The organism is Streptococcus mitis (assembly GCF_002860865.1).
In the GTDB taxonomy this organism is placed as follows: Bacteria; Bacillota; Bacilli; order Lactobacillales; family Streptococcaceae; genus Streptococcus; species Streptococcus mitis_AT.
In genome coordinates, this window is sequence record NZ_PKIE01000003.1 from 1 (window position 1) to 18,250 (window position 18,250).

At 37.8% G+C, this 18,250-nt stretch carries 33 protein-coding genes, 1 tRNA gene, 2 rRNA genes, 1 other RNA gene and 1 pseudogene; 32 read left to right on the forward strand and 6 right to left on the reverse strand.

All coding sequences use genetic code 11. The features are described from left to right. The 3 genes from CYK18_RS05910 to CYK18_RS05920 all read left to right on the forward strand — a co-directional run. Nucleotides 1–100, forward strand: a 23S ribosomal RNA gene (locus tag CYK18_RS05910); the annotation flags it as partial. A 76-nt stretch (nt 101–176) separates the two neighbouring features. Then, a 5S ribosomal RNA gene (gene rrf / locus CYK18_RS05915) occupies nt 177–292 on the forward strand. 5 nt (nt 293–297) lie between these two features. Beyond that, nucleotides 298–371 (forward strand) — tRNA-Asn (locus CYK18_RS05920). Between the two features lie 6 nt (nt 372–377). Here CYK18_RS05920 and CYK18_RS05925 read toward each other — a convergent pair. Next, nucleotides 378–566, reverse strand: a pseudogene (locus CYK18_RS05925) (transposase); the annotation flags it as partial. A gap of 637 nt (nt 567–1,203) precedes the next feature. Here CYK18_RS05925 and comW point away from each other — a divergent pair. The 4 genes from comW (at nt 1,204) to ffs (ending at nt 3,754) form a co-directional block, all read left to right on the forward strand. Beyond that, nucleotides 1,204–1,440, forward strand: coding sequence for a sigma(X)-activator ComW (comW, locus tag CYK18_RS05930; RefSeq protein WP_049521810.1), 237 nt, complete (start codon nt 1,204–1,206; stop codon nt 1,438–1,440). A gap of 230 nt (nt 1,441–1,670) precedes the next feature. After that, entirely contained in the window at nt 1,671–2,957 is a 1,287-nt protein-coding gene (locus tag CYK18_RS05935; protein ID WP_004237599.1) for an adenylosuccinate synthase, read from the forward strand. Nucleotides 2,958–3,156: 199 nt separating this feature from the next. Further along, nucleotides 3,157–3,624: a tRNA adenosine(34) deaminase TadA gene (gene tadA / locus CYK18_RS05940; protein ID WP_049521811.1), complete on the forward strand. Its 468-nt coding sequence runs from the start codon at nt 3,157–3,159 to the stop codon at nt 3,622–3,624. 32 nt (nt 3,625–3,656) lie between these two features. Then, an RNA gene (ffs, locus tag CYK18_RS05945) (signal recognition particle sRNA small type) lies at nt 3,657–3,754 on the forward strand. Nucleotides 3,755–3,832: 78 nt separating this feature from the next. Here ffs and CYK18_RS05950 read toward each other — a convergent pair. From CYK18_RS05950 to CYK18_RS05970, 5 genes are all read right to left on the reverse strand, one after another. Then, the gene (locus CYK18_RS05950) at nt 3,833–4,969 is read right to left on the reverse strand and encodes a tyrosine-type recombinase/integrase (protein ID WP_257960166.1); all 1,137 of its coding nucleotides are present in this window, start codon (nt 4,967–4,969) and stop codon (nt 3,833–3,835) included. Nucleotides 4,970–5,120: 151 nt separating this feature from the next. Beyond that, on the reverse strand, nt 5,121–5,501 hold the full coding sequence (locus CYK18_RS05955; protein WP_101785626.1) for an ImmA/IrrE family metallo-endopeptidase: 381 nt from the start codon (nt 5,499–5,501) through the stop codon (nt 5,121–5,123). Nucleotides 5,502–5,521: 20 nt separating this feature from the next. Next, on the reverse strand, nt 5,522–6,022 hold the full coding sequence (locus CYK18_RS05960) for a hypothetical protein (protein ID WP_257960167.1): 501 nt from the start codon (nt 6,020–6,022) through the stop codon (nt 5,522–5,524). A 3-nt stretch (nt 6,023–6,025) separates the two neighbouring features. After that, nucleotides 6,026–6,448, reverse strand: a complete 423-nt coding sequence (locus CYK18_RS05965) for a hypothetical protein (protein WP_101785628.1) — start codon at nt 6,446–6,448, stop codon at nt 6,026–6,028. A gap of 1 nt (nt 6,449) precedes the next feature. Then, nucleotides 6,450–6,803, reverse strand: coding sequence for a helix-turn-helix domain-containing protein (locus CYK18_RS05970; RefSeq protein WP_101785630.1), 354 nt, complete (start codon nt 6,801–6,803; stop codon nt 6,450–6,452). A gap of 296 nt (nt 6,804–7,099) precedes the next feature. Between CYK18_RS05970 and CYK18_RS05975 the strand changes: the two genes are divergently transcribed. From CYK18_RS05975 to CYK18_RS06080, 25 genes are all read left to right on the forward strand, one after another. Beyond that, a complete protein-coding gene (locus CYK18_RS05975) occupies nt 7,100–7,291 on the forward strand; it encodes a DNA-binding protein (RefSeq protein WP_001112860.1) in 192 nt (63 codons plus the stop codon). Between the two features lie 73 nt (nt 7,292–7,364). Next, nucleotides 7,365–7,637: a hypothetical protein gene (locus tag CYK18_RS05980; RefSeq protein WP_007518714.1), complete on the forward strand. Its 273-nt coding sequence runs from the start codon at nt 7,365–7,367 to the stop codon at nt 7,635–7,637. Continuing rightward, nucleotides 7,634–7,807 carry a hypothetical protein gene (locus tag CYK18_RS10795; RefSeq protein ID WP_180948015.1) on the forward strand — a complete coding sequence of 58 codons (174 nt, stop codon included), beginning with the start codon at nt 7,634–7,636 and terminating at the stop codon, nt 7,805–7,807. The genes CYK18_RS05980 and CYK18_RS10795 overlap by 4 nt, the downstream gene beginning before the upstream one ends. Nucleotides 7,808–7,811: 4 nt before the next feature. Further along, nucleotides 7,812–8,069 carry a hypothetical protein gene (locus tag CYK18_RS05985; RefSeq protein WP_101785631.1) on the forward strand — a complete coding sequence of 86 codons (258 nt, stop codon included), beginning with the start codon at nt 7,812–7,814 and terminating at the stop codon, nt 8,067–8,069. A gap of 10 nt (nt 8,070–8,079) precedes the next feature. Further along, nucleotides 8,080–8,358 (forward strand): hypothetical protein, encoded by a 279-nt coding sequence (locus CYK18_RS05990; RefSeq protein WP_101785632.1) that lies wholly within the window; start codon nt 8,080–8,082, stop codon nt 8,356–8,358. 1 nt (nt 8,359) lies between these two features. After that, nucleotides 8,360–8,590, forward strand: coding sequence for a hypothetical protein (locus tag CYK18_RS05995; RefSeq protein ID WP_007518722.1), 231 nt, complete (start codon nt 8,360–8,362; stop codon nt 8,588–8,590). Between the two features lie 13 nt (nt 8,591–8,603). Beyond that, the gene (locus CYK18_RS06000) at nt 8,604–9,326 is read left to right on the forward strand and encodes an HNH endonuclease signature motif containing protein (protein WP_025172825.1); all 723 of its coding nucleotides are present in this window, start codon (nt 8,604–8,606) and stop codon (nt 9,324–9,326) included. After that, on the forward strand, nt 9,319–9,801 hold the full coding sequence (locus CYK18_RS06005; protein WP_101785633.1) for a siphovirus Gp157 family protein: 483 nt from the start codon (nt 9,319–9,321) through the stop codon (nt 9,799–9,801). The genes CYK18_RS06000 and CYK18_RS06005 overlap by 8 nt, the downstream gene beginning before the upstream one ends. 8 nt (nt 9,802–9,809) lie before the next feature. Continuing rightward, entirely contained in the window at nt 9,810–10,160 is a 351-nt protein-coding gene (locus tag CYK18_RS06010; RefSeq protein WP_229035165.1) for a hypothetical protein, read from the forward strand. Next, complete coding sequence (locus tag CYK18_RS06015; protein ID WP_007518729.1) at nt 10,160–10,624, forward strand: hypothetical protein; 465 nt, start codon at nt 10,160–10,162, stop codon at nt 10,622–10,624. The genes CYK18_RS06010 and CYK18_RS06015 overlap by 1 nt, the downstream gene beginning before the upstream one ends. After that, on the forward strand, nt 10,593–11,768 hold the full coding sequence (locus CYK18_RS06020) for a DEAD/DEAH box helicase family protein (RefSeq protein WP_007518731.1): 1,176 nt from the start codon (nt 10,593–10,595) through the stop codon (nt 11,766–11,768). Before CYK18_RS06015 ends, CYK18_RS06020 begins: the two co-directional genes overlap by 32 nt. 11 nt (nt 11,769–11,779) lie before the next feature. Next, nucleotides 11,780–12,094, forward strand: a complete 315-nt coding sequence (locus CYK18_RS06025) for a hypothetical protein (protein WP_101785634.1) — start codon at nt 11,780–11,782, stop codon at nt 12,092–12,094. Between the two features lie 12 nt (nt 12,095–12,106). Further along, a complete protein-coding gene (locus tag CYK18_RS06030) occupies nt 12,107–12,817 on the forward strand; it encodes an ERF family protein (protein WP_007518735.1) in 711 nt (236 codons plus the stop codon). Next, the gene (locus CYK18_RS06035) at nt 12,817–13,107 is read left to right on the forward strand and encodes a hypothetical protein (protein ID WP_101785635.1); all 291 of its coding nucleotides are present in this window, start codon (nt 12,817–12,819) and stop codon (nt 13,105–13,107) included. The genes CYK18_RS06030 and CYK18_RS06035 overlap by 1 nt, the downstream gene beginning before the upstream one ends. Next, nucleotides 13,107–13,499: a single-stranded DNA-binding protein gene (ssb, locus tag CYK18_RS06040; protein ID WP_007518739.1), complete on the forward strand. Its 393-nt coding sequence runs from the start codon at nt 13,107–13,109 to the stop codon at nt 13,497–13,499. Before CYK18_RS06035 ends, ssb begins: the two co-directional genes overlap by 1 nt. 11 nt (nt 13,500–13,510) lie before the next feature. Beyond that, entirely contained in the window at nt 13,511–14,338 is an 828-nt protein-coding gene (locus tag CYK18_RS06045) for a bifunctional DNA primase/polymerase (RefSeq protein WP_101785636.1), read from the forward strand. Then, nucleotides 14,322–15,722 carry a VapE domain-containing protein gene (locus CYK18_RS06050; RefSeq protein ID WP_101785637.1) on the forward strand — a complete coding sequence of 467 codons (1,401 nt, stop codon included), beginning with the start codon at nt 14,322–14,324 and terminating at the stop codon, nt 15,720–15,722. The genes CYK18_RS06045 and CYK18_RS06050 overlap by 17 nt, the downstream gene beginning before the upstream one ends. Nucleotides 15,723–16,101: 379 nt before the next feature. Beyond that, nucleotides 16,102–16,254 carry a DUF7204 family protein gene (locus CYK18_RS10800; protein ID WP_180948016.1) on the forward strand — a complete coding sequence of 51 codons (153 nt, stop codon included), beginning with the start codon at nt 16,102–16,104 and terminating at the stop codon, nt 16,252–16,254. After that, nucleotides 16,254–16,592 (forward strand): hypothetical protein, encoded by a 339-nt coding sequence (locus tag CYK18_RS06055; protein WP_050259481.1) that lies wholly within the window; start codon nt 16,254–16,256, stop codon nt 16,590–16,592. The genes CYK18_RS10800 and CYK18_RS06055 overlap by 1 nt, the downstream gene beginning before the upstream one ends. Before the next feature lies 1 nt (nt 16,593). Next, nucleotides 16,594–16,758, forward strand: coding sequence for a hypothetical protein (locus CYK18_RS10805; protein WP_180948017.1), 165 nt, complete (start codon nt 16,594–16,596; stop codon nt 16,756–16,758). Nucleotides 16,759–16,770: 12 nt separating this feature from the next. Then, nucleotides 16,771–17,058 carry a hypothetical protein gene (locus tag CYK18_RS06060; RefSeq protein ID WP_101785638.1) on the forward strand — a complete coding sequence of 96 codons (288 nt, stop codon included), beginning with the start codon at nt 16,771–16,773 and terminating at the stop codon, nt 17,056–17,058. Then, a complete protein-coding gene (locus CYK18_RS06065) occupies nt 17,058–17,396 on the forward strand; it encodes a hypothetical protein (RefSeq protein ID WP_101785639.1) in 339 nt (112 codons plus the stop codon). The genes CYK18_RS06060 and CYK18_RS06065 overlap by 1 nt, the downstream gene beginning before the upstream one ends. 150 nt (nt 17,397–17,546) lie before the next feature. Continuing rightward, the gene (locus CYK18_RS06070; RefSeq protein WP_101785640.1) at nt 17,547–17,807 is read left to right on the forward strand and encodes a hypothetical protein; all 261 of its coding nucleotides are present in this window, start codon (nt 17,547–17,549) and stop codon (nt 17,805–17,807) included. 53 nt (nt 17,808–17,860) lie between these two features. Further along, the gene (locus CYK18_RS06075) at nt 17,861–18,064 is read left to right on the forward strand and encodes a DUF1372 family protein (protein ID WP_257960170.1); all 204 of its coding nucleotides are present in this window, start codon (nt 17,861–17,863) and stop codon (nt 18,062–18,064) included. Then, on the forward strand, nt 18,061–18,249 hold the full coding sequence (locus CYK18_RS06080) for a hypothetical protein (RefSeq protein ID WP_101785642.1): 189 nt from the start codon (nt 18,061–18,063) through the stop codon (nt 18,247–18,249). Before CYK18_RS06075 ends, CYK18_RS06080 begins: the two co-directional genes overlap by 4 nt. Nucleotide 18,250 lies beyond the last annotated feature (1 nt).

The window sequence follows — 18,250 nt, forward strand, 5'->3', positions numbered from 1 at the left end:
TCAGTAAGAGCCCTGAGAGATGATCAGGTAGATAGGTTAGAAGTGGAAGTGTGGCGACACATGTAGCGGACTAATACTAATAGCTCGAGGACTTATCCAAAGTAACTGAGAATACGAAAGCGAACGGTTTTCTTGGTTTGAATAGATATTCAATTTTGAGTAGGTATTACTCAGAGTTAAGTGACGATAGCCTAGGAGATACACCTGTACCCATGCCGAACACAGAAGTTAAGCCCTAGAACGCCGGAAGTAGTTGGGGGTTGCCCCCTGTGAGATATGGAAGTCGCTTAGCTTTATTCCGCCATAGCTCAGTTGGTAGTAGCGCATGACTGTTAATCATGATGTCGTAGGTTCGAGTCCTACTGGCGGAGTAGTAATTAAGAGAGGCTTAGTCCTCTTTTTATGTGGCTCTCTTTCAACTGTAGTGAAAGGACAAAATTTGTCCTTTCTTTTTTGATATTCAGAGCAAGAAAAATGCGTTTTTTGAAGTTTTCAAAGTTTCGAAAACCAAAGGCATTGCGCTTGATGAGTTTGATGAGAATATTCGTCGCTTCTAATTTGGCGTTGTAAGTTGTAATATGAAGTCTCTTCAAAGTAGGTAGGAGTTGCATTTTGAACCACTTTACAAATAGGAACTATAAACTCTCCCTCTACTTTTCTTGAAACAATTGAAGTCCGCTCAAAACGCCGTCCGATAATATTTTCATATACTTTCTCCTCTCTAGGAGTCCGTGCATCATAAGGACGATAAAGGTAGGGGACGATTCCCGTTTCGTCAATATAGTAGATTGGAACTAGAATAGTATGTTACAACTGCTAAAAATATTTCTAGAAATTAATTTGACTTTCCTAATCGATTTATTCATCGCTTTATTATAACATGCGCATTTTAAACTAAGCGACTATACAAAATTAAGCATACCATCAGCTATTATAGATAATGCAAGATTACATAGATTTGAATATCTGATAATATGCGTTTTTCTTATTTTAAGATTTTTTCCTCAGTCTCTTTTAGTATTCAACGCAGTCAATAAGGTTTTTATCAAAGTCTAATTTAGGTAGTAAATTTATTTCTATTCTGTCAACTTTTCCTATTTTTTCTCTTGTTGAGGTTGGTATTTTAACAATTCAGGAGTTATTAATGATTAATTAAAATTTTTTGTTAGAATAAGATCATAAAAAGTAAAGGAGTGTATGCTTATGCTACAAAATATTTATGATCAGATGACTGATTTCTATGACAGTATCGAAGAAGAGTATGCTACTTTCTTTGGTAATAGTTGGGACTGGGAACATTTTCATTTTAAATTTTTAATTTATTATTTAGTGAGATATGGTATTGGGTGTCGTAGGGATTTTATCGTTTACCATTATCGTGTTGCTTATCGTTTGTATCTTGAAAAATTGATAATGAAACAAGGTTTTGTTGCTTGTTGAGATAGTCTGAGTTAATTTCCGAACAAACTTACTTTTTTATGGCAATATAACAATAAATAGCTGGTAATTTGTCTAAAACATTTTTTAATAGTTGGAAATAGCAAATCTTTCTATTGTTTCTTCTTGATAAAAAGGCGATTTTTTCTTATAATAAATTGTAAGATATAATTGCAGGTGAGATTCCTGCCATGTATGTGAGAAAGGAAGAGCCTGAGGGCTCAGACAAGATTATGACTTCAGTTGTTGTTGTAGGTACCCAATGGGGTGATGAAGGTAAAGGGAAGATTACAGATTTCCTTTCAGCGAATGCAGAAGTGATTGCACGTTACCAGGGTGGTGATAATGCAGGTCACACGATTGTGATCGATGGTAAGAAATTTAAGTTGCACTTGATTCCATCTGGAATTTTCTTCCCTGAAAAAATCTCTGTTATTGGGAATGGTATGGTTGTAAATCCTAAATCTCTTGTGAAAGAGTTGAGCTATCTTCATGAGGAGGGTGTGACAACTGATAACTTGCGTATTTCTGATCGCGCGCATGTTATTTTGCCTTATCATATCGAGTTAGACCGTTTGCAAGAAGAGGCTAAGGGCGACAATAAGATTGGTACTACAATCAAGGGAATTGGTCCAGCTTATATGGACAAGGCTGCTCGTGTTGGGATTCGTATCGCAGATCTTTTGGATAAAGATATTTTCCGTGAGCGTTTAGAACGTAACCTTGCTGAGAAGAATCGTCTTTTTGAAAAATTGTATGACAGTAAAGCGATTGATTTCGATGATATTTTTGAAGAATATTACGAATATGGTCAACAAATCAAAAAATATGTGACAGATACATCTGTTATCTTGAATGATGCGCTTGATAATGGAAAGCGTGTGCTTTTTGAAGGTGCACAAGGTGTTATGCTAGATATCGACCAAGGTACTTATCCATTCGTTACGTCATCAAACCCTGTAGCTGGTGGTGTGACAATTGGTTCTGGTGTCGGTCCAAGTAAGATTGACAAGGTTGTTGGTGTATGTAAAGCCTATACGAGTCGTGTAGGAGATGGTCCTTTCCCAACTGAGTTGTTTGATGAAGTGGGAGAACGTATCCGTGAAGTTGGTCATGAATATGGTACAACAACTGGTCGTCCACGTCGTGTGGGATGGTTTGATTCAGTTGTGATGCGTCATAGTCGTCGTGTTTCTGGTATTACTAATCTTTCATTGAACTCTATCGATGTTTTGAGTGGTTTAGATACTGTGAAAATCTGCGTGGCCTATGATCTTGATGGTCAACGTATTGACTACTATCCAGCTAGTCTTGAGCAATTGAAGCGTTGCAAGCCTATCTATGAAGAGTTGCCAGGTTGGTCAGAAGATATTACTGGAGTTCGTAATTTGGAAGACCTTCCTGAGAATGCGCGTAACTATGTTCGTCGTGTGAGTGAATTGGTTGGTGTTCGTATTTCTACTTTCTCAGTAGGTCCTGGTCGTGAACAAACAAATATTTTAGAAAGTGTTTGGTCCTAAGAGATTTTTAAGATTTGTTTAAGATAGGTCGGGTATACTATAGACAGTTACAAGAAGACCTCCTAACTTGTTGTAACAAATATCCTAAACTTTTCTTTTTCATAATAATCTCCCTATAAAGTCACCGCATTCGGTGGCTTTTTTTGTCTTGGGATTCATGATATAATAATAAAATCGATAAGTAGTAAAAGGGAAATTGATGAATTATACAGTTGAAGAAAAAGAAGTCTTTATGAGGGAAGCTTTGAGAGAGGCTGAGATTGCTCTTGAACACGATGAAATTCCAATTGGTTGTGTGATTGTCAAGGATGGCGAAATCATTGGTCGTGGGCACAATGCGCGTGAGGAATTGCAGCGGGCGGTCATGCATGCAGAAATCATGGCAATAGAGAATGCGAACTTGACTGAGGAGAGCTGGCGTTTGCTGGATTGCACACTTTTTGTGACCATTGAGCCTTGTGTCATGTGTAGTGGGGCGATTGGGCTTGCCCGTATTCCAAACGTGGTCTATGGGGCTAAAAACCAGAAATTTGGCGCTGCTGGAAGTTTGTACGATATCTTGACAGATGAGCGTCTCAATCATCGTGTGGAGGTTGAAACGGGAATTTTGGAAGATGAATGCGCAGCTATTATGCAGGACTTTTTTAGAAATAGACGGAAAAAATAATTTTGCTTTTAAAATGAATAGGAATGTGATATAATTAACAGTGGAGCAACAGTTCTGCGTGAAGCGGGTCAGGGGAGGAATCCAGCAGCCCTAAGCGATTTGAATTGTGTGCTCTTTTTTCGTACAATTTAAAAACCCTTTAATATCAACACTTTAAAGGGTTTTTGTTTGTCTTATATGATAAAAAGGGGCAGGCGAGGGGCATAATTTATAGTTTTATCTTTTCTAACTTACTAGATATGTCTGATACCATTTTTTGAGTGACATGGGAATAAATCTCTAGTGTGGTCTTTGAGTCGCTATGTCCTACTCTATCCATGATGGCAGTCAAAGGAATGCCTAGCTCGGCAAGTAGGGATATGTGAGAATGTCTAAATGTATGTGTAGTTATATTTTTTTCTATGCCGATTTTTTGACCATGTCTTTTCAATGCACAAATAACCCTGGCATTTGTTATTGGTTCTCCTAGAGTATTGATGAAAATAAAATCTGTATCAAATCCATTTGTCGCATTCTCTATTATTTGCTTTTTGATAATATCTAACACTTTTTGAGGTGCTGTTATAACCCTATCGGACTTGATTGTCTTTGGTGTAGTTCTCTCTTTTTGTCTGAAATCGTATGTATGCTTGATGTGAATAGTCTTTTTAGAAAAATCTATATCCTCCTTGTAGTTTAAGGCTGCCAGTTCTCCATACCTCATGCCAGTAAGAAAAAGAACTTTAGCTATTCGGATATACTTTGTAATTCGATAATCACATAGGGCCTCGTCTTTTAAATTTTGGATGAATAACTTAAACTCTTTTTGGTCTAAGTATTTTGTGTTTTTCTTCCTGAGTTCGTCGGATGTAATTACTTTTCTAGGCGTTTCAACAAATAGCATTTCATTTGTATCAATATAATTCATTCTGATAGCGAATTTCATTATCTGATTGAGCTTGAACTTGATTTTAGAAACATAGTTATGAGATCTCCCGTCTTGTAATAGTTGATCTATTACTTTTTGTAATAAACGTCTATCAATATTTCTAACTAGGTAGTCGCCCTCTATCTGCTTTAAAATCTCTTTTTTTACATTTTTTGAAGCATAGACTGTTGAATTTTTAACACCGTGTTTCCAATTCTCCTCGAATTCCTCATATAGTTTTTCAAAAGTTATATCAGAAACAAAATGTTGTTTTTCTCCTAACTTTTGTTTTATCTTTTCCTGCAACAAGATAGCAGCTTGATTTCTTGCCTGGGGAGTTTTCTTCTCCATCGTGACTGACACTTTTTTCAATTTCTCAGTATATGGATCTTTGTAGCGCTCAAAAAATTTATATTTGCCATTTGGCAATTCTTCCATCCACATTGATTTTACCTCACTTTTTTGATAAAATGGGTATAGTAAAAAGGGCTTTTTAATGCCTTTTACTATACTACCTAATCCTCACACTCTCCTCGACCAAAATTTGAGTGTGGGGATTTTTTTTTGTTTTTATAGTTATTCTGATGAACTATCCTATCAATTCATAATATTCGTCAATTACCATCAATTCGTCCGTGACTGTTCTAAGCTCATGTTTTTGCATGAACTGGATATAGTTGAAAGATTGATGGTCGTCTGATAGTGCGAGTTCTTCTTCTAGCAACTTATGAATCATGTGCCTATTAGCCTCATTCTCGCATCTGGTGTGGTTATTTTTATATAGTGCAGTAGAATGTTCCAGATGTCCTAATTCGTGGTATATGACCCGTTTTTTTGCGTTTTCGGACAGTTCACGGTTTATAAAGATAATACTAATCTCTTTGACGTAAACTCCAGGTCTTTGCCAAAGTTCATTATCAAAGTAAGCGAGAGTGACACCGTGTGAGTCAACTAGCTCTTCAATAGTCATAGGCTATCATCCTTTTTGTGTTATTTTGTTGTTAAAATGGTTACGATGATTGCGAGTATCCCCAGTAAAGTACTAACTAACAATCCGATAAACCAATACATGAACTCTTTTTTGCTTTTAGCTTGCTCTTCTAATCTCTTGTTTTCTTGAGTTAGAAACATAGTTTCAATACGTTTCTCGAAATTATCAAATTTTAAATCGACTTGCTCAAATTTCAAATCAACTTGTTCAAATTTCAAGTCGATTTTTTCAAATCCGCTACGCATTTCTTGTTTGAGTTGGTCAATTTTTAAATCAATTTTCTCGAATCCATGCTGGGTGTCAGAATTAATTTTATCAAGTTTTAAATCGATTTCAGATTTGCTGTAAGTATCTTGTGACATAATATTTTCCTCCGATAACATTTCTGACTCCATTATATCACGATTTTGTATGGGTACAGTTGTCAAAGAGGCTCTTTTACTACTCAATGAAACAAAATTAGATGGCAAAGCTTTAAAATTATCTTGTGTGTCCGGCATTGATTATCCCCACTTTCCAAAATGATGATAACTATATGCTGTATCTACTTCCTGACCGTTTTCGTCCATCAAGACGAAGAAAAAGTAAAAATCACTTGGGTTCTGTATCGTAAAATTAAAGCTGAAATTACCAGTGGCCATACCAAAGCCGTCTTCGAGTAGCACGAATTCTTGTCTCGCGATATTAATTCTAGTAGCATGGACAGGGTAAGACGTGCCGTTGGGGAAGTGGGCAGTTAGAGACAGGATATAATCTGTTTCAGGTCTTAGATTAAAGAAGTCTAGAAATGCAACCAAAGATGTCGAACCAGGAAACATATCAAAGTTAGTGATCGTTCCTAGAAACTGAGAAGTTTCAGGATTGACAATCCTGATTGCTGTCATCTTTTCTCTGAACGGATTCTTTTTCATTGGAATACTTGTCATACTATCTACCTCTCAAATAAATCTCAATGATGTTTTGAATCGCGTCAATATCTTCTTCTGTAAGAGGCTTGCCATCGAAGGTCTTGGCATTCTCTGCCATCTTTCGGAGGTCGTCAGATGTGTATCCTGCGATTGTATCAGCCTTTGCAATAGTCGGATTATCCGTGCGACCGAGCAGGTAGTCAGTGGAGACATGGAAATAGTCGGCGATTTCTTGTAATCTTTCAGCATTTGGTTTTTTACTCTTCATGCTATAGATTGTGTTTCTGCTATATCCAAGTGTTTCTTCGAGAGAATTTATAGAAATTCCTCGTTTTTGGCAAAGTTCTTTAATTTTTTCAAACAAAGAAAACATTGATTTATCAGCCTTTCTAAGACATGACAAAAAATATTTAAACTTTTGTGTGTAAAATCGTTGACAAAACACAATCAATAGTTTACAATAGTTTTTGTAAGTAAGTTACAACTAAAAAAACAACTAAGAAATAAATTATAAAAATGTTTTGGCGAACGGTATTTATAGTTTTATTAGTGCTTTTTCTTATGCTTTTATTCTAAACAATAGATTGTAAAAAGTCAAGCGATAACACAAAAAATAGTTAAATTTTTAGTTGTTTCTTATTTACAAATAAGTAAATAGGAGGAACGTATATGCCAGATATTGCAAACGGTCGTGAAAGAGTTAATGCTTTCTTGAAAGAGAAAGGGATCAAAAAAGCAACTCTAGCGGTTGCTTACGGCTTTAAGCGACAGGAAGTGACAAACATTCTAAGTGGAACAACAAAAGGTCCACGAGCGAACAGTTTTATTCTTCAGGTGATTGAAGATTACGGGATTGAGTAGCACAAAAAGCACCTAACAGAAGTCAGGCGCTAATCAAAATAACTAACTGAATTATAACACGAAAGGAGCAAAAATGGAAGCAGTTGAAATTGTAAGAATTAAAGATGTAATCATCGAAAAGGTTTCGGCTAATGATGAAGAATTAGAACACATCTTTGGATGCTCGAAACGGCAAGCGGGAGACATGAGACGCGAGATGAAGAAGCTACCTAGCCAACAGAAGCATCTTAGGAATGATGGCCAGCTTGTCACGATTAAAGGTTTTGATGCTTATCTGCAATATCGTGGGACTCAAGCTTGGGAAAAAGAAATGGTGAAAAGCAAGAAAATGAGGTCAGTCGGATGAAATTACTAGACAGAATCACAAAATGGTTTTTCAACACAACAAAAATCGAAGTCAACACCGACTGGCGATTGGTTGCGTTGGACTTAAACCGAGAATTGATTGCAGCACAAGAAGAAAAACAAATACTTTATCAGCGCATTGCTGACTTGGAAAAACTTTTAGAGGTATAGAAAAATGGAAATCAAATACATCTATAATCAAACGCCCCTTGGTTGGGTGTGGCAGTTGGTAATTGATGGGTACGAGTTTTTTTATCCATGTGGCGATTTTAAAGCGTTAAAAAAATTCGTCAAATCAGAACTAGAAGTTTTGTTAGACAAAAAAGAAAGTGGTAGTAATCACGGCTTGGCATTCCATGCGTGTGGATATAACGGACAAGCACAACAAGAATATATTTCTTATTGGGATAAACAAGGTTTAAGTGTGTTTTAAGGAGAATAATATGACAGAACCAACTTTAATGAGCCAACTACTCGGATTTGCAACAACCTTTATTTGCTTTTTTGTAGCATTGATGGTCATTGAAAACAACGAGCAGAAAAGAAAAAGGCAAGTGGAAGAACAAGAAATTCTAGACAAAGCGATCATTGAGGTTTACCAACAGGGGCGGAATCAGTTCAACAACATCGCTCGTATGAATCTGAGAAATTCAGATAAACAATTTACGTACGACGTGCAACCGCCTGTAGGACTCGCAAAATGTGTAGAAGAAGGAGTTTAAAATGGTCCGAAATAAATTGACAGATTTAACCAATACTCTTTTTGCTCAGTTGGAAACATTGGACGACAGGGATCTTACTGCTGATGAATTAAAGACCGAACTCCAACGATCAAAACAGATGGTCGCTATCTCAGGTCAAATCCTACAAGCTGGCCAGTTGGCGCTAGATGCCGAGAAGTTCAAAGATAAGGTAGGTGAGGATAATGCCCCAATCGCTTTGCTGGAAGGATGAGTACACCAAATACATGCATGAAATATGCCCTGGTCGTTTAACTCCTGAAGTAACCAGGTTGCTGAATGAAAAATTTGGTACGAATTATAACAAGAGTCAAATCGGTGGCGTACGCAAACGTCTAGGATTGCTTGTCGGCGAAGCTTATCAAGGTAAATTGCTGACTAAGGAGCAACATGACTACCTTGTGTCCATCCAAAAAAATAAGATTTCTCGTGATGTCGCAAATGAAATGAACCGAAAATTCGGATTATCACTGACTGAGAAACAGATTAAGAGTTATCGGAGAAATAATAATCTACATAGTGGTTTGACAGGAAGATTCGAGAAAGGTCAGACTCCCCACAATAAGGGGAAGAAATACCCAAATATGCCAAAAAACAGCGGGCAGTTCAAAAAAGGTAATCGACCTCCGAATTATGTGCCTGTCGGCACTATCAACTACACAACAGACGGTTATCCGAAAGAAAAGATTGGAGAACCTAATCAATGGGTCTTGAAACATCGTAAAGTCTGGGAGGACCATCACGGACCAATACCAAAAGGGTACTCAATCGTTTTTCTGGACGGTGATAAAACAAACTATGATATTTCTAACCTGGCATGTTTATCTAAGAACGAAATTGCTAGAATGAATCAAAATCATCTATTTACGTCCAACGCTGATTTGACCAAATCTGGTATTGGACTAACAAAACTTATAAATAAAATTAGAGAGGTAGAAAAAAATGGCTAGTTTATACGAACTAACAGGTCAGTTCCTGAGAATTTATCAAATGGATATTGATGACGAAACAAAAGCAGACACGCTTGAGGCCATCGATTGGCAAGAACAATTCGAACAGAAAGCAGAAGGATATGCCCATGTTATCAAGAATCTAGAAGCTGACGTGGACATGTACAAGGCTGAGGAAGAGAGCTTCAAATCCAAGAAACAGGCGGCACAGAAAAAGCTGGATTATGTCAAGGATAACATTATGGCAGCTATGAATGTCACAGGTCAAACCGAAGTCAAGAGTGGTGCCCTGATTATAAAAATTGCTAAGAATCCAGAATCAGTCAAGGTCAACGAAGATGACCTTCCGAAAAAATATTTTACAAAAAAAGTGACGCTTGCGCCGGACAAAAAAACACTCAAAGAGTTACTTAAATCTGGCAAGAAAGTCAAAGGAGCCGAGCTCATTAGGACGGAAAAGTTGGTGATTAAGTAATGGAATTGATGAACAAAACACGAGTAACAGATTCGCTAGCAGTTGTTATTGGACCAGAATCAATTGAAGTGCTTGTTACAGAAGGATTTCTATTCGATGTTGCGATTCGTTTTGTGAAAGTAGACGAAACAAATCTTGATCAAGGAAATGAAAAACCGGTATTTACTCCGGAGTACAAACTGGTCACAGTCGCTAAATACAAGGAAAAACCTATTTTTGAATCCGAGGAAGATATTCGAAGATTCGAAAAACAAGCAAAAGAAATTAAGGCGCTATTTGCCTTTGCAAAGGTAAATAAACAAAATTGGTTTAACACGGCCCTTTATCCAGGAGTGCTGACTGAGAAAGTTGGTGTTTGATGAAAATTTTAGCAATTGATCCATCAAGCAACAAAATTGAAACCAGTACAACAGGGATTGTACTCTTGGATAATGCAAAGCTGGTTGATTATTGGGTGGTCCCTTATGGTGCCCAAAACTTCAAAGCTTGGTTCAAAGAGATTGGTCGTAGTCTTGAATTCGACATAGTGGTCGTTGAAAAATTCGAAGTTAGGGACAATGATTATTCCAGGGACAACTCGGTTGTAGAAACTATTGCAGCCATTGAACTTTGCTATCCGGACTTGGTTCTGCAGCGTAACGCAGGTTATCAGACAGATATACCAAATGACTTGCTGAAAGCTCTTGGGCTGTGGAACTTTGACAAGAGCCATCACAATGATGTGAGGGCAGCAGCAAGGCTCGGGCTCTTCTATGCCCAACGGAATGACATCGAGGAGGTGATTGTGGACATTGGCAATCGAATTACGCAAATGGCAAGCTGAAGCAGTTAAACGTAGCGACCGTAATTGTCCTGGGATCTTTCTTGAGGCATACGGCGGCCGTGGTAAGACCATCTGTGCTTTTGAAATAGCAAAGCACAAGTCAGCAAAAAAAGTCCTGGTTATCAATAATCGTTTAGCTATCCTGAACGGATGGAATAGCACTTATCAAAATCTAGGATACGACACTGATTTTGAATTAGAAACGATGACGGACCGTAGATTGCAGAACAGACTTGCAAGCGGTGAGTCTATTGAGTGTGATGTATTCATTATTGACGAGTGGCAGAACATGTCTAGTGATGCCAACGTGAAGGCTTATCGCAAGGTCAAACGTGGCTATACAGTTGGACTATCAGCAACCCCGATCAGGAAGAAGGGGCAAAACTTCTACCCTCTGGAAAAAACATTTTTTGGGATGGCTGATCCTAATCAAAGAGAAAACTGGCAACTGGCTCATGGAAAAATGAAATATTCCAAGTTCAGCTATTCTAAGCAAGAATGGGATGATTTCCGAGACTATGAAAACTATGTAAGCAATCTGCCTAACTTCTTCCGCTGGGAGGAAGTAGAAGCCATTGAAGAAGCGGAAGAGAACAACGGATTTGAGGTTGTATTTGAACCTATCTGGTGTCTAACTGCTAATCCGGAGGAATTAGAACAATTTAGAAAATTGAATATTGTTGGAAAAGATGGTAAGTATGCCATGGCAAAACAGACATTTGGCCGAAAAACTTTCGAACGATACTTAATCCAGACTGGTTTTGAGGTTGACTTTCCAAAATTGAAAGCAGTTAATGCAGATACTCCAATGCTACTTCAATTGGATCTTCTACTAGCAAGCAGGACAGAAATGCTGATAGTGAGCAAATCCAAGCAGATTGTAGAGGTCATCAGAGAGCGTCACCCAGAAATTGGTATTTGGACTGGAGACAAGAAGGACTCCTTAGAACAGACAAATGTGGTTGCTACAAGTCAGGTTTTAGGTGTAGGAGTTGATGGCCTTCAGCATAAATTTAAAACTATTGTGGTCTTAGACCCTGTTAATCCATCTGATGGAGATTATGACGATTATCGCCAACTTTTATGGCGAGTAACAGGCAGCCGTCAACAACATGACGTGCGTGTCATTGAATTTTATTTTTAAGGAGAATCAAAATGAAACTTTCAAGTGATTATATTGTAATGCGTAACAAACAAAGCGGACATTTTTTAAATGAACTCAAGAACAAACGTTCTTCATTAGCTACTCAGGCCGGTTTTGTGGATGATATTCGAGGTGCTCTTACAATGCCATATGATTGTTATCTTGAACAGAAAACAGCTCTAAAATCATTGGCTAAGGTACACGGAATGGAGATTATTCGGGTTAAAGCCACATTTGAACTTACTTATCCAAATGGTAGCGATGTTTCAAAAATCGAGCGTGAAAATACTAAGCCTGGTTTGCTTGATCTATTGAGAAACTTATAAAGGGGGAGATGTATGGTAACAAAACAACAATCCCCAATCTTTGTCACTTTACAGAGTATCCAGCAGAGTTTGGTTGCTCCAAAAGGACAGTATAACAGTTTTGGGAAATATAGCTATCGAAGCGCAGAGGACATCCTAGAAGCGCTGAAGCCAATCTTGCAGGAACACGATGCAGTATTGATTTTACAAGATGGAATTGTACAAATCGGTGACAGGTACTATGTCGAAGCAACAGCAACTCTATATGCAGTTGGTGAAACTATTGGGACTACAGCCTATGCTAGAGAAGATGATAGCAAAAAAGGGATGGATGGTAGTCAAGTTACAGGTGCTGCATCCAGCTACGCCCGAAAATACGCCCTAAACGGACTTTTTATGATCGATGACAATAAGGATCCTGACACGGATGAATATCATAATCAGAATAGCCAAGCAGGCCGTACGTCGCAAAAACCAGCTCAAAAAACAAATAGCCAGCAAAAGCAACCGGCTAATGCTCCAGCTAAAAGTAACGGAGCCAAAACAATTACAGGAGCACAGGCTAAAACCATTCGGACAGAACTCAAAAATATGGCTGAAGCTACAGGGAGTCCTGCTGCAACAATTGGAAAATGGTTCATCGATAAAATGGGTGTTGATAAACCTGAAAGCATTCCAGCTGATCGATTGAAGGAAGCTCAGAAGATTATCGCAGATGCGAAGAAAGCAAGAGGTATTGAGTAATGGGATATACGGAACTGGGGCGCAAACGTCCGATTGAATTACAGATTGATTATTATGATAAGATCCTAGTCTATCAGCATCAAGGTGAGATTTGGGGTGTATGTTATAAGCACGGAGAAATTGATTGTGTTTACAACTACACTAAGAACGATTTCTTTTGGCTTGAAATTTCAGATATGTCCTTAAAAGAAATTGTTACTAAAATTATCAAGCCTTTGAAGAGAAATAACCATGGATTATACTCATTTCATGAGAGTACGTTCAGTAGAATTTTGGAGGTAATAAAATAATGATTAACAATGCTGTACTTGTAGGGCGCATGACCCGTGATGCTGAACTCCGCTATACACCGCAAAATGTAGCAGTTGCGACTTTTACTCTTGCAGTAAACCGTACATTCAAGAGTCAAAATGGCGAACGCGAGGCTGACTTTATCAACTGCGTTATGTGGCGCCAACAAGCCGAAAATCTTGCAAACTGGGCTAAAAAAGGCTCACTTATCGGGGTGACAGGCCGTATTCAGACTCGTAGTTACGATAACCAGCAAGGACAACGTGTCTACGTGACAGAAGTCGTGGCTGAGAATTTCCAAATGTTGGAAAGTCGTAATCAACAAAGTTCGAATGATACATTTGGGAATGACAACCCGATGGATATTCAAGACGACGATTTACCATTCTAAGGAGTTACTAAATGGGAATGAAAGAACATGCCTTGGCTTATCAAAAAAAAGGATTTTCGGTTATTCCTATTAGTCCTTCAAATAAGCAACCGATGATCAAATTTGCTGATAAACCAGCTATGACTGCGCAAGAAATTGAGGATTTTTGGAGTCAGTATCCGGATAGCAACATTGCTGTTCGGACTGATAAATTCTTCGTTATCGATGTGGACCTGCACGGAAAGGCTAATGGCTATGAGAGTCTGGCTAATTGGGAGCATCTGAACTTGATAACTCCAACACTGCAGGCAAAGACAGCTAGTGGCGGTAAACATATTTTTTATTTTAAACATCCTGATGTGTCCATGACCCAGATGATTGGATTTCTGCCTGGTGTGGATATCAAAGCACATCCAAATAATTACGTACTGGTTGCTCCGTCTAAAACTTCCAAAGGTGTCTATGCTTGGGACAAGAAAAAGTCCAAAGAGGGTGGCACTATGGTCACGGCTAGTCGATCTCTTGTAATGGCCATCAAGAAGGAATACAACAAAAAGAACTCTGGTAGTGACCTGGATAATATCTACTATCAAATCAGCAAAGGTGCTGGTAAGAGAAACAGAACAACCGAATTATTTGAAATGGTTGTCCTAGGCTTCGGCGATGAAGGCAGCAGAAATGATACACTTGCAAAATTTGTGGGCGGACTCCTTAGTAGGTCAGTAGATCCAAACTGCATCCTAACACTTGCAGAAACAGCCAATAACAATTCGGTAGAACCTCTTGGACATAGAGAATTAAGTAGGACTGTCGAATCAATGATCAAGAAACACATGAGGGGGGGTGGCCATAATAGCTGATGTCACGAATATTTCAATCAAGCAATTTTCGCGCAGAAAGAAAAAAATCTTAAATGAAGAAGGTGAACAGATTGAAATTGAATCTATTGTGGCTGACAGTCCTAGAAATGTTCTTCTTGCAATGAAGAGCGATAACAAGCTCAACGACTTTCTCAGACACAATGAATTTACTGGTGAACACGAAATTGTGGAGGATGTCAAATTGGATGCTATCCAGTTAAGGAAGGGGCAGCTACCTTCAGCCTTTGAATCCTACCTAAGCGTATATTTGGAGAATCACTTCAAGACAGTTTTCAAGGCTGGAGCATTAAGGGATGGTATTGAAGCATTTTTTGCAGAAAAAACCTACAATCCGGTTAAAGAATACATGGAAAACGCTTATGAGTCATGGGATCACAAAGAACGACTTGCCCAGGTATTTCAAACTTGGTTGGGTGCAGAAGACAGTATCTATGTCCAGAAAATTGCTGAAATGTTCTTTGTTGGTGCGGTCTCTAAGGTTTTTAATCCATGGGTTAAATTCGACTACACGCTAGATCTTGTCGGTGGCCAAGGTGCTGGAAAGACCACTTTCTTGCAAAAAATAGCCGTCGGTTGGTATACAGATTCAGCTAAGGATTTTATGGACAAGGACAACTATGAGATTATGCTGAAATCGCTGATCGTCAATGACGACGAGATGGTTGCTTCCAGGAAGACTACTTTTGACGAGCTAAAAGCCTTCGTGACTAAAACAGAACTTTCTTTCCGTAGGTCGTACGGTCGCAGGGCCGAAAAATTCCCTAAAAACTTTGTGATCGCAAGGACCAGCAATAAAATTGAGTACCTGGGAGACAAGACTGGCGAGCGGCGCTTTCTGCCTGTGCTGGTGGATGCAGGCCAGCAGTTTGTCAAGCCATTTGATATGACCGATCATGATGTGCTCCAGCTTTGGGGTGAAGCAGTCGCTATTTACAAAAAAGGATTTATCCTTACCTTTGATGATGAGTTCGAAAATGAGCTTGCGGTCTATAAGGAGCGCTTCACTTATAAAGATGAAGCCGAATCGCAAGTATACGACTATCTTGAAATGTTGGTTCCAGAAGAATGGGAAGATTTCTCAGTCACTCAGCAACATCAATATACCTGGTGCTACTTCAATGATGGTAGCTATCGCAATGAGTCCGGTCTGATATATGAAGGTGTGAAGCTTCAATCGAGTGTGTCTGCTAAACAGATATTAAAGAATGTCTTTGATATTGATAGCGCAAGAGGTGAAAAGATTGCTAGGAAAATCAAGTTGATTATGGACAATAATCAGGATTGGGAATACAAAATAAAGAAGGTTAAAGGGAAGACACTACGTGCATATTTTAGAAAAAATATACAAACAGAAGTGATGTAACCTTAGCAAAAATGATGTAACCTTTTAGGCAAAAAACGGTCAAAAATCCTGTTTCGGTTACATCAGGTTACATCATTGATGTAACCGCAGGAAAAGTCAGTTATATCAACGGTTTGAGTGCTGTTTTTGATAAAATTTTAAAAAAAGTGATGTAACCCTCTTAAACCCTTGATACTACTGAGGTTTTGGAGTGTCTATTAGTAAGGTTACATCATTTATATAAAATATTTAATAAGTAAAAATAGCAAGTGCTATAAACGTTGATATAACAGCATTCTTGTTTTTTATAAAATATATTTTTCAAAAAGTGATGTAACCTGTAACCTTAGAAAAAATATTCATTAAACAAACATATTTTTTAATAAATTAAGGAGAAGAAATGTCATATACAGTAACACTATATTTTGACAATATGGTAGATAAAACTCACTTCTTTAAGAAAGTTGGAGATGCTACTAAATGCAAGGCTCAACTTGAGAGCAAGTATCGAGGGGAACGAATGTATAAAGTAAAGATGGAGGAGATGGAGTAATGAGTTATGATTTGGAAATCTTAGCGAAAATAGAGAGTGGAGATTATATTTGTATTGCTGAACCTAGATATAGTTCTCCGACCTACAATCTCGGTAAGATGTTTAGAATTGCTATGGATTGGGATTTTGACCAAGACACTACATACAACATTGCTGACATTTTAGATAATATCCAGCGCGGTATATCTGAATTAGAGCGGTACCCTGAAAAGTATGTGCAGTATGAACCTGAAAATAGATGGGGAACAGTCAGCGGTGCCTTAGAAGTTTTAAAGTCACTGAAAGAATGTATTTTAGAACAAGATATTGATATGAAATATTTATATATGAGGTGGTAATATGGAACGACCTGAACGACACCCATCTAAATACTTCATTCCTGAACTGATTGAAAATGAAGATATTATCTTCAACAAAGATAGCAATTATCACAAGCAGAAGAAAAAAGAAAAGAAAAATCCCATTTTTAAAATAAATAAGTCCAAAAATAGATGGGCGCTTTGAGGAGTTAACAGAATGACAAGAAAAAACTATATTATTTTTATCAGGCATTTAAAAAAAATAAAAGATTTAGCAGATTTTTATGAATATATTGCAGACTCAAAAGTTTGTGGAAGTGCTATTTATTTATTTTTAATCATTTGTTCACCTTTCATTGCTTTGCTATTTCCAATCGCATACATAGAGCATTGTTTTTATAAAAAAAGATTTATTAGACAATGCGTTGAATACGATTGGTGTTCAAAGGAATATCTTGAAGAGGTTGTTGATATCAAAAAAGATGATATTGGAGAGGTGGAGTGATGAGTTATGATTTGGAAATCTTAGCGAAAATAGAAAGCGGAGATTATATTCGTATCGCTGAACCTAGATATAGTTCTCCGACCTACAATCTCGGTAAGATGTTCAGAATTGCTATGGATTGGGATTTTGACCAAGACACTACGTACAACATTGCTGACATTTTAGATAATATCCAACGTGGTATCTCTGAATTAGAACGGTACCCTGAAAAGTATACTCAGTATGAACCTGAAAACAAATGGGGAACAGTCAGCGGAGCATTGGAAGTTTTAAAGTCATTGAAAGAGTGTATTTTAGAACAAGATATTGATACGAAATATTTATATATGAGGTGGTAACATGAAACGACCAAACAGATACCCGTACACACGAGGTCAATGGGTTGAAGAAACCGCTGATTATTATACATATGCAGACGGTATTTATTTTACAAGTCATGTTTTAAAAAATAGACTCACTAGAGAAATTAAGAGCAAGGAGATGAAATAGTGATTATCAAAAATTACAAATATGATTATTCAAGTGGCAGAATCTGCTACACAATTGATGTAGATGGTTATGAATCAGCCGTGGAACATACAAAGACAGACCAAGGAAGTGTACAAAGAAATGATATTGATGATTTCTTAAGTAAGGTTGAGGAATACGACTTTCAAGAAGCTGAGATGATTGAAACATTCGTTGACTTTCAAAATGATTTGCTCTTATATGGAATTGGTTTTGAATTGAGAAATGAGGTCACAGATTGAAACGATTCATATCTATCTGGATTCTGCTATCTGCTGGATTGAATATCTGGCAGATGGACAGGATTCGAGATTTGGAAGAGAAGAAGCCGATGGTTATCTATAAGGCAGATAACGCAGGTGGTGAGATATTCGGTAAGGTCGTTGAAAAAGGACGGCATGGCAAGTTATACACGCTTACGATACGTGATTACGGGGTGTTCGTTGTTACGAAGGACGTGTACGAGAAAGTGAAAGTTGGGGATGAGGTGATGTTATGAAAGTTCGATTTAATGGGAAGTATAACTTCTTCTTAACCCAATTTGTCCATTTTATTGTATTGGACTATCTCTGGAAGATACTTGAAATTATCATCTTAGGTGGAGTGAGAGGGAATTTGGCGGATTCCATTATGCTTTCTCTGATTTGTGTCTATATTGCATGGATTTTAGATAAGGAGGAATGAA